This window comes from Nitrosomonas sp. (genome assembly GCF_040256045.1).
Classification (GTDB): domain Bacteria; phylum Pseudomonadota; class Gammaproteobacteria; order Burkholderiales; family Nitrosomonadaceae; genus Nitrosomonas.
Window position 1 is genome coordinate 1 of sequence record NZ_JBDZWD010000071.1, and the last position, 8,489, is coordinate 8,489.

Annotated in this window: 7 protein-coding genes; 4 read left to right on the plus strand and 3 right to left on the minus strand. The window is 51.5% G+C overall.

Annotated features, from left to right (window positions below; all coding sequences use genetic code 11):
• Nucleotides 1-2,279, minus strand: a 2,279-nt coding sequence (gene uvrA, locus ABUL11_RS10485; protein WP_350283802.1) for an excinuclease ABC subunit UvrA, incomplete at its 3' end; no start/stop codon positions are given.
• Nucleotides 2,280-2,394: 115 nt separating this feature from the next.
• Between uvrA and ABUL11_RS10490 the strand changes: the two genes are divergently transcribed.
• From ABUL11_RS10490 to ABUL11_RS10500, 3 genes are all read left to right on the plus strand, one after another.
• Nucleotides 2,395-3,753, plus strand: a complete 1,359-nt coding sequence (locus ABUL11_RS10490) for an MFS transporter (RefSeq protein WP_350283808.1) — start codon at nucleotides 2,395-2,397, stop codon at nucleotides 3,751-3,753.
• Nucleotides 3,754-4,203, plus strand: a complete 450-nt coding sequence (gene ssb / locus ABUL11_RS10495; protein WP_350283803.1) for a single-stranded DNA-binding protein — start codon at nucleotides 3,754-3,756, stop codon at nucleotides 4,201-4,203.
• A gap of 94 nt (nucleotides 4,204-4,297) precedes the next feature.
• Nucleotides 4,298-6,196 (plus strand): ABC transporter ATP-binding protein, encoded by a 1,899-nt coding sequence (locus tag ABUL11_RS10500; protein WP_350283804.1) that lies wholly within the window; start codon nucleotides 4,298-4,300, stop codon nucleotides 6,194-6,196.
• Between the two features lie 54 nt (nucleotides 6,197-6,250).
• On the opposite strand, the gene ABUL11_RS10505 is transcribed toward ABUL11_RS10500, so the two are convergent.
• Together ABUL11_RS10505 and ABUL11_RS10510 are read right to left on the minus strand one after the other, a co-directional pair.
• On the minus strand, nucleotides 6,251-6,640 hold the full coding sequence (locus ABUL11_RS10505; protein ID WP_350283805.1) for a type II toxin-antitoxin system death-on-curing family toxin: 390 nt from the start codon (nucleotides 6,638-6,640) through the stop codon (nucleotides 6,251-6,253).
• Complete coding sequence (locus ABUL11_RS10510; protein ID WP_350283806.1) at nucleotides 6,637-6,864, minus strand: AbrB/MazE/SpoVT family DNA-binding domain-containing protein; 228 nt, start codon at nucleotides 6,862-6,864, stop codon at nucleotides 6,637-6,639. Before ABUL11_RS10510 ends, ABUL11_RS10505 begins: the two co-directional genes overlap by 4 nt.
• Nucleotides 6,865-7,779: 915 nt before the next feature.
• Here ABUL11_RS10510 and ABUL11_RS10515 point away from each other — a divergent pair.
• Entirely contained in the window at nucleotides 7,780-8,418 is a 639-nt protein-coding gene (locus ABUL11_RS10515; RefSeq protein WP_350283807.1) for an endonuclease NucS domain-containing protein, read from the plus strand.
• The last annotated feature ends 71 nt before the right edge of the window (nucleotides 8,419-8,489 follow it).

Genomic DNA, 8,489 nt, shown 5'->3' on the forward strand with positions numbered 1-8,489 from the left:
CAGGCAACATAAATATCCGGCAGAAAATGCATTTCCACCTTGATGACACCATCTCCCTGACAGGCTTCGCAGCGCCCTCCCTTGACGTTGAACGAAAATCTGCCGGGTGAATAGCCGCGCTCCCTGGCTTGTGGCACGCCGGCAAACAATTCACGTACGGGTGTGAACAAGCCGGTGTAAGTCGCGGGATTGGAACGCGGGGTGCGTCCGATCGGGCTTTGGTTGATGTCGATGACCTTGTCGAAAAACCCCAGCCCGTCGATTTCCTGGTAAGCAGCCGGATCAGTATGGCTGCCATACAAATGGCGTGCCACGACACGATACAGTGTATCGTTGATCAGTGTGGATTTTCCCGAACCTGAAACACCAGTCACGCAGATCAGTAAACCAACCGGTAAATTGAGCTGTACCTGCTTGAGATTGTTGCCGGCTGCTCCACGGATCGTCAGCACCCTTTCCGGATTGGGCGGAGTGCGGGTGGATGGAATGGCAATGGAGCGTTTGCCGGAAAGGTATTGTCCGGTCAGTGATGCGGAATTTGCCTGAATGGCCGTTGGTGTACCTTCTGCCACCACACAGCCGCCATGCTCACCCGCTCCAATACCCATGTCGACTACATGATCCGCCAGCAGGATGGCATCCTGGTCGTGCTCCACCACGATGACACTGTTACCGAGATCGCGCAGATGCTTGAGGGTATCCAGCAAGCGTTCATTATCGCGCTGATGTAATCCGATCGAAGGTTCATCCAGCACATACATGACACCGGTCAGCCCGGAGCCAATTTGGCTGGCGAGGCGGATACGCTGTGCTTCACCGCCGGAAAGCGTATCGGCGGACCGATCAAGCGAAAGGTAGTCGAGCCCGACATTATTGAGAAACTGCAAGCGGCTGGAAATCTCCCGGATGATACGCTCTGCGATGGATTGTTTATGGCCTGTCAGTTCCATGCCATCGAAAAACTGTTTTGCCTGCCGCAGCGGCCAGGCACTGATTGCAAAAATCGTCTCGCCATTGACCATAACGTGCCGGGCTTCACGACACAAGCGTGTCCCTCCGCATTCGGGACATTCACGCGCATTGATGAATTTGGCCAGTTCCTCACGTACGGTTTGTGATTCGGTTTCCCGATAACGGCGTTCCAGGCCGGGAATGATGCCCTCGAAAGGGTGAACCTGCTGATGAGCACGGCCTTGTTCGTTGAGATAGGTAAATGTGATTTTTTCCTTGCCGGAACCATACAGAACGGCCTGTTGCACCTCCTTGCTCAACTGCTCGAACGGAATCTCCAGATCGAAGTGATAGTGATTTGCCACCGCCTGCAACATCTGGAAATAGAACTGATTGCGCTTATCCCAGCTTCGGATGGCGCCCGCAGCCAGCGACAGATACGGAAAAGCGACCACCCGCGCCGGATCGAAAAAGGTGATCTGACCCAGACCATCACACTTGGGACAGGCGCCAGCGGGATTATTGAAGGAAAACAGGCGTGGTTCGAGTTCGGACAAGGCATAACTGCACACCGGGCAACTGAATTTGGCTGAAAACAGGTATTCTTTGCCACTGTCCATTTCTACCGCCAGCGCCCTGCCCTCGGCATGGCGTAATGCGGTTTCAAATGATTCCGCCAGTCGCTGTTTGACCTCCGGGGAAATTTTGAGGCGATCGACGACCACTTCGATCGTATGTTTTTTGGTTTTCTGTAATTTCGGCAGTGAATCGATATCGTACACTTCCCCATCCAGCCGGACCCGCACGAATCCCTGTGCACGCAGCTCATCGAACAATTCTGCCTGTTCACCCTTGCGCCCGGTTACTACTGGCGCGAGTATCATCAGACGGGTGTCGGCCGGCAACTGCAGAACCTGATCGACCATTTGTGAAACACTCTGCGCCGCCAGTCCGATACCATGTTCCGGGCAATGCGGTTCCCCCACGCGGGCGAACAGCAGGCGTAGATAATCGTGTATTTCAGTGACTGTTCCCACGGTAGAGCGCGGATTGTGCGAAGTGGCTTTCTGCTCGATGGCGATGGCTGGCGACAGTCCCTCGATCAGATCGACATCCGGTTTTTCCATCAATTGCAAAAATTGTCTGGCATAGGCGGAAAGTGATTCGACATAGCGCCGCTGGCCTTCCGCATAGAGGGTATCGAAAGCCAGTGAAGATTTTCCGGAACCGGACAGTCCGGTAATCACGATCAGCTGGTTGCGCGGCAGATCGAGATCGATATTTTTGAGATTATGTGTCCGTGCGCCACGGATTCGGATGAGTTCCATCTGCTACCTAAGAATGAGTCAACCTGATAATATACCCAACTTCCCGGTTTTATCACAATTACGCTTCATGTCTGTTTCACCAGCACTTAATACAGCAACCAAACTTCCCGAAAAAATGTCCCGAGTGGAAATACGAGCTTCCGCCAGTCTGGCGGGCGTATATGCACTCCGCATGTTCGGTCTGTTCATCATCCTGCCGGTCTTTACTTTTTTCGCCAAGGAATTGCCGGGAGGAGACAATTACACGCTGATCGGTATTGCGCTGGGCGCTTACGGGCTGACGCAGGCGATTCTGCAGATTCCGTTCGGCTGGCTGTCTGACCGCATCGGGCGTAAACCGGTCATTTATCTCGGATTGGTACTGTTTGCACTGGGCAGTTTTGTCGCAGCAGGCGCAACCGACATTTACTGGGTGATTCTGGGGCGTATCATCCAGGGTGCGGGTGCCCTTTCGGCTGCTGTCATGGCATTGGCAGCCGATCTGACGCGGGAAGAACACCGTACCAAGGCGATGGCAATGATCGGTATGAGCATCGGTGTGGTTTTCGCCTTGTCGCTGGTCATTGCTCCTCTGCTGGATCAATGGGTAGGCGTGCCTGGTATCTTTGTGATTACCGGATGCCTGGCCATACTCGCGATATGGGTCGTGCACAAGGTAGTGCCGGATCCGGCCATCAGCCGTTTTCACTCGGATACCGAGGTGACTGCCACCCGTTTCAGCAGCGTCATTCGTGATGTACAACTGCTGCGGTTGAACTATGGCATTTTTGCCCTGCATGCGGTGCTGATGGCTCTCTGGCTCAGCATACCGCTGTCACTGCGGGAAACAGGCCTGGCTGCTGCTGACCACTGGAAGGTCTATTTCCCGGTAATGGTCGGCTCCATACTACTGATTGTGCCTGCCATTATCTATGCTGAGAAAAAAGCCCGGCTAAAGCCGGTTTTCATTGCAGCCATTGCATTGCTGCTGTTGGCACAAATTTTATTGGCAATTTTTAATGCATCATTCTGGGGGCTGGTTTTTGCGCTGCTGTTGTTCTTCGCGGCGTTTAATCTGCTCGAAGCCAGCCTGCCTTCACTGATTTCGAAAATTGCGCCGGTCGGTGCCAAAGGAACGGCTATCGGCATTTACAGCAGTACACAATTTCTGGGCGCTTTTGTCGGCGCTGGTCTGGGCGGGTATCTGTTTCAGCATTTCGGCTTTTATGCCCTGGCGGCAATGTGCAGCGGATTGCTGATTTTCTGGCTGGTGCTGGCTGTCACCATGCAGGCACCGGCCGCGGTTCGTTCCAGAATGTATCAGGTCAGAAAAATGGATTCCGATGAAGCCAATGGCCTGTCACGCGAACTGGCGGCATTACCCGGCGTTTATGAGGCCCTCGTGCTGGCCAACGAGCAGGTGGCTTACCTGAAGGTTGACCTCAAGGGATTTGATGAAGAAAAAGTGGTTCAGTTACTGGAAGGAAATATATAGATGGCATCACTGAACAAAGTCATGTTGATTGGCAATCTTGGCCGTGATCCGGAAATTCGTTACATGCCCAGCGGCGACGCCATGGCGAATCTGAATATCGCTACCACCGACACCTGGAAAGACAAAGGCGGCGAGAAACAGGAACGTACCGAGTGGCACCGGGTCGTCATGTTTGGCAAACAGGCTGAAATTGCCGGGGAATACCTGAAGAAAGGTTCGCAGATTTATATCGAAGGCCGCCTGCAAACACGCAAATGGACCGATAAATCCAACGTGGAGCGCTATACCACCGAAATCGTCGCGGATCGCATGCAGATGCTGGGAGGCCGTTCGGGAGGGGGTAGCTATGATCCCCCAGCCGACCGGGATCATGATTACCAAAGTCAAAGTGCCCCACCTGCCAAGTCGAATACAGGTTTTGACGATATGGAAGACGATATTCCGTTCTGAAACCAGACGGGATACGCAGCAGTTCTCTGACATCGAGGTGGTCTGGATTTCCATACCAGACCCGAACATGTAATGGCCGATCCGGCCGCGATAATTGCGGCCAGTATTGGATTTATCCGGCTGCAAAGCTGGTAGCCGTAAGATACAAACATTCGGCACGACTATTCTTTTCCCGTCATTTCTGATGGACGAATCTCATCATCCCGCGCACGCACCGGCATTGCCGAGCGAGCCTTTTGCCTTTCTGCTGCATTTCTTCCGGCATTATTACAGCTGGTGTGTGCTGGTCGTGGTACTGGAAATCGGTGCATCCGCCAGCAGTATTCTCACGCCGTATGCTATCGGCCAGATCGTGGGCGGCGTTACTGATACCCTGACGGTACGAGAACAGATTTTTTCGGCAGTCGCTTTCCCGCTCGGGCTTTATCTACTACTCAACCTCGGTGAAGTGATATTCAGCCGCGCCGGTGCCTCCTGCCGCATTGTCATTGCACCGCGATTACGGGCGCAGGTGACGAGCGAGCTGTACGCTTACCTGCAGCACCATTCGCATCGTTTCCTCAGCAACAACTTCGCCGGTGCGCTGGCCAGCCGCATCTCGGAAACCTCGACCAGCGTCAACATGACATTATGGACACTGGTGTTCGATTTCCTGCCGATTGTCGTCACACTGACCGTCTCGATCATCCTGCTGTGGTACGCCAGCATTCCCCTGTCGCTGTTCACCCTGGCATGGGCATTACTCTACCTGAGCATTTCCTACTGGCTGGCACGGCGCTGCCGGCCGCTGGCGCATAAATCGGCCGAGGCGCGCAGCATTACAGTCGGCAAGGTAGTGGATGCCGTTACCAACCTTGCCAGCGTGCGGCTGTTCGCCATGCTGGGTTTCGAACGCGGCTACCTGGAAAGTTTCCTGAACAACGAGATTGCCGCTTCACGGCGCTGGCTCTGGTCGAATGAGAAAATACTTTGGTTCCAGTTCCTGCTGGCGTTGACACTCAAGGTGGGTACACTGCTGTTTGCCTTGTGGTTGTGGCAGCAGAACCAGATATCCGTGGCTGATTTCGTGATGAGCGTCAGCCTCTCGCTGCTGATCATCGGAGAAGTGCGCAATATCAGCCGCCGTTTCATCGATCTGTTCGAATACATTGGCAATATTGCCAACGGGGTGGGCATCATCGTGCGTGAACATGAAATCGTCGATCGCCCCGGCGCGCAACCATTGCACATTACCCGTGGTTGTATCGAATTGCGCGGTGTCACCTTCGGCTATTCTCCCGACAATCCGGTATTCGAAAATCTCGATTTGCGTATCGAGGGCGGGCAGCGCGTAGGGCTGGTGGGCTATTCTGGTTCAGGCAAATCGACACTGCTCAACCTGATCCTGCGGCTGTACGACCCACAGCAGGGTAGTATTCTGATCGATGGTCAGGATATCCGGGACGTCACCCAGCAGTCCCTTCATGAACAGATCAGCCTGATTCCGCAGGACCCCGGACTGTTTCATCGCACTCTGCTGGAAAATATCCGCTATGGCCGTCCCGGCGCTACCCGGGAGGAGATCGAACTGGCTGCACGCGGCGCCGATGCACACGAATTCATTGAACGCATGCCCAATCAGTACGAATCACTGGTGGGCGAACGTGGCGTGAAACTCTCAGGCGGCCAGCGGCAGCGTATCTCCATTGCTCGCGTCATCGCTAAAAATGCGCCCATCCTGATCATGGACGAAGCCACTTCCAGTCTGGATTCGATTACTGAACAGGCCATCCAGAACAGCCTGGCTGCGCTGATGAAGAACAAAACCGTGATCGTGGTCGCTCACCGCCTTTCCACCATCGCACATCTGGATCGCATTCTGGTATTCAATCGCGGGCGCATCATCGAAGATGGCAGCCACGCTCAACTGCTGGCTGTCAACGGTGCCTATACCCAACTCTGGAGCCGGCAGGCAGACGGATTTCTGGTCGAAGAAACGGAACAGGATGGCTGACGAAAATGATTACAGCGTCCCTGAAAGGTTATTTTTTAAGCAACTTCTATCCTGTCAGACAGATATCGAATTATCCTCAAGAAATAATTTAAACCCGGCCTCATCAAGAGAACCTGCAGCGAGCGCAATTACTGCCTGCGCAGAGTCTTCCTCAGCGGCAGTAAATCTGTAACCATTAAGCTCAAGAAACAGTACGCCGACGACAAAACCCGTTCGTTTGTTTCCATCCACAAAAGGATGATTGTGCAAAATCCCGGCGGTATATGCAGCAGCAAGATGGATAACGTTTGTTTGTTGGTCATAGGCCAGAAGGTTGAGAGGTCTGGCAAGAGCCGATTTCAGAAGCTCTTTGTCGCGAACCCCTGATGCACCGCCATGTAGAGAAAGCAGGCGTTCATGAATAGCAAGCGCGATTTGCTCATCTACCCAGATCGGCTCGATCATTTAGCCAGGATACGAAGCGTATTGCGGTAACGGTCACAAATACCCTCAACCTTGGCCATTTTTTCTTCGAAAGCAGGATCGTATGGGGTAATAAAATACCCGCCATTGGACGCCTCGGTTAAAAACAGTCGCTGCCCATCTCCGGTACGTAAATGGTTAATGACCTCTTTTGGCAGTACAACTCCCAGGGAATTACCTAATTTTCTGACCTTCAGCTCAACCATATTATTTCCTTTGAGTTATAACTAATGTAGTAACTCATCATAGCAAAAAATCCTCTCTCAATATGTCCGATGAAGTAGCAGGATCGTTTTTTGCAACAAAGAGCAATGCAGCTAGACAGCGTGCCAGGTGTGCGATCAGGTACGTATATCTCACTATCCATCAGGATTTTCAGAGATTGATTACCGTTGCCATTCAGATTGTTACCTTTTACTTTCGGGAAGGTTTTGATATATCTTGATGATATATATTAAGACGCGAGGGAGTGATGGAAACAGCTAAAATTTGCTGGACAGGACGATCTCAAGCAATCCACCTGCCAAAAAAATATTGTATCGATGGTGATGAGGTTCGAATCGGCATGGCACTGCGATCATACTGGAACCAGTTCCAGCTGATTGGGCATGACTGGATGCTTTATTAGCACTAATTGATGCAGATTTTAAACAGGCATCTGAGGAACAGGATGTGCTGCAGGAACGCCCTGAACGGATGATCTATTCAACTGATGCGGTACCTGCTGGATACAAATGCCTTAATCTCGATTTTGAATGATACAGATGGATGTGTTGCTCAACGACTGAAACAATACTCTCCCGCTGATATTGGTCTATCGTCCATTTTCCATCATCGTCACCAAGACCGCACCCTGATATTCAATCGCGGATATATTCTGCAGTAACTACGCCACACCTTTTTTGTTTTAGGGGGAAGCCGTAGAGTTAAACAAGTAACCCATGAAACCAGGCTCTTTTCAGAGTTTGAATGGTAATGTTTACGCCTTATTCTCTCTCGTATCTGGTCATACTGTTTTTAAACTGACCGAATCTAATAATGTGGCCAACGAGATGCTAACCGCGCTGTACTTCGTTATCGCCGTTACTACTACCATTATGTAATTCGAGTGAACCCATAGAATGGAAGAATTATTCAGGGCGTGGTTGATCGCGCACGGTTATTCGGCTGTTGGAGCAGCCTCGAGCTACCCATCCGCCATACTTCAGATTTCGCAGCATTACTCAACCGAAACCGGTCGTGTGACAGATATATACGCCATTGCTGATCAAGCCACCCTTAGTCAGATTGCGCATGACTATAGCCAAGCTGGTCGCTTTTCTGAGTTCGGATACCAGCAACACAGTAGATTTAGGGCCGCAATAGCTCGCTATTCAGAATTTTTTGTAAATCATAGAGTCGGTGATGTGGTTCAGGAAGTTTATGAGTCAGTCGCCATTGAGACGACAGTTGCAACAGTTAATTTTTCATATGAGAAAGATCTGCAAAAAACCCTGTGTGCACAGATTTCAGATCTATTCCCCGGCTATAGAATCTATGGTGAGGCGAACCTTGGTATTGAGTACGTTATATCTGGGAAAAAGATCGATGTGCTCCTGGAAAATACGCAGAACAGAGAATTGTTAATCGTGGAGCTAAAATCTGGCCGCGCGGATTTTAGGGTATTTGGCCAAATTTCAATGTATCTAGGGCTAGCAAAGAGAGAGTTTCCTGATCGAGAGATTAGAGGAGCTATTGTTGCGGCGGAAATAGACAACTGAATCGCCCCGACTATCAAGGAGGCTATTTGGTTAAAGTAAAGTGTTCATCAAGGCCTTATTGTCCTGAGTCT

Excerpts from the sequence above, each read along its gene's own strand:
- ABUL11_RS10490 (WP_350283808.1), top strand. The coding sequence starts at position 2,395 with ATGTCCCGAGTGGAAATACGAGCTTCCGCCAGTCTGGCGGGCGTATAT.
- ssb (WP_350283803.1), top strand. The coding sequence starts at position 3,754 with ATGGCATCACTGAACAAAGTCATGTTGATTGGCAATCTTGGCCGTGAT.
- ABUL11_RS10505 (WP_350283805.1), bottom strand. The coding sequence starts at position 6,640 with ATGATCGAGCCGATCTGGGTAGATGAGCAAATCGCGCTTGCTATTCAT.
- ABUL11_RS10510 (WP_350283806.1), bottom strand. The coding sequence starts at position 6,864 with ATGGTTGAGCTGAAGGTCAGAAAATTAGGTAATTCCCTGGGAGTTGTA.
- ABUL11_RS10515 (WP_350283807.1), top strand. The coding sequence starts at position 7,780 with ATGGAAGAATTATTCAGGGCGTGGTTGATCGCGCACGGTTATTCGGCT.